Genomic DNA, 1,084 nt, shown 5'->3' on the forward strand with positions numbered 1-1,084 from the left:
CGGGGATCTCTCGGTTCAGGGTTGGCGTTCACAACCCAAACCTAACCGGCAATCGCCGGTGACCACCGTCAGCTACACCACGCTATGGGACACGACCGCTTCCTGCCCGTTGATGTGCTCAGCGTCGAGGCGCCGATCACGATTCACAGGCTTGTCACCGGCAGGCTCTTCTCCTTCTCTGAGCCGCCACTGCCGTGCAGAAATCTCGCTGAGTCGCGGTTCCTCATTTGCGCTAAGCTCTGAGGCAGCTTTTTGCGCTGATCGAGGAACGCGTGACACGTTTCCTCGTAACTTCACGACTGGCGGTCGAGCCCCATCGGACGTCGTGATCCGCGCTGGCCGCCCAAATGGCCATTTGGGGCTATTCAGCAGCAATTGGATCATGATTCTTGTGCGAACGACCACGCGCATGCCCTGGCCGAATTAGCTTGTGAACTGCCAAAACGCCGCGCAACCTCACTATGCCGGAGAGACCGCCTTTGACGTCATGCTGCCGCTTTGGGTCTAGCTTCAGCGATTCAGGAAGGCTGTTGAGTCATGCTTTTGTGGAAGTGGACTTAATCGTGACCGGCTTTCTCGACGCTTCACCTAGCAGACCACGGGACAGTGGCCGTTTCAGATGCCGATTTGCCGCGCCGGAGGAACTCTGAAGAGCAAAATCTTGTAGCAGATCGCGGTGAGTCAGGCTTTTGCGGAACGCCCGACATCGAGTCTCACAACTGCGTTTGGCGAGTCAGAGACTACCGAGCCTGCTATGACTAGATCCATTGATATCTTGAAAAAATTTCTGCACAGAGAGTCAGAGTTTTGTGTTTCCCAACAGCCGGCGTCAGGCGCGGTCACGGATCTCAGGCCGCCCGGAGTCGTTCGGCCGCGACGACGCGTGCGCCGCCCTCCGGCCCTGTCCTGAACGCGGCGACGAGATCGTTGAGCTGCCCGATGCGGTTGGAGAGCGAGCCGGCGGAGGCCGCGCTCTGCTCGGCGAGCGCCGCGTTCTGCTGGGTCATCTCGTCGAGATGGGCGACCGCCTGGCTCATCTCGTCGATGCCGTTGGCCTGCTCGCCCGAGGCCGCCGAGATGTCGG

Annotated in this window: 1 pseudogene; it reads right to left on the reverse strand. The window is 60.0% G+C overall.

The features are described 5' to 3' along the window. Positions 1–848: 848 nt before the first annotated feature. Positions 849–1,084: pseudogene (locus tag ACFPN9_RS27690) on the reverse strand (methyl-accepting chemotaxis protein); the annotation flags it as partial.

The organism is Allobosea massiliensis, assembly GCF_042655245.1.
Lineage (GTDB): Bacteria > Pseudomonadota > Alphaproteobacteria > Rhizobiales > Beijerinckiaceae > Allobosea > Allobosea massiliensis.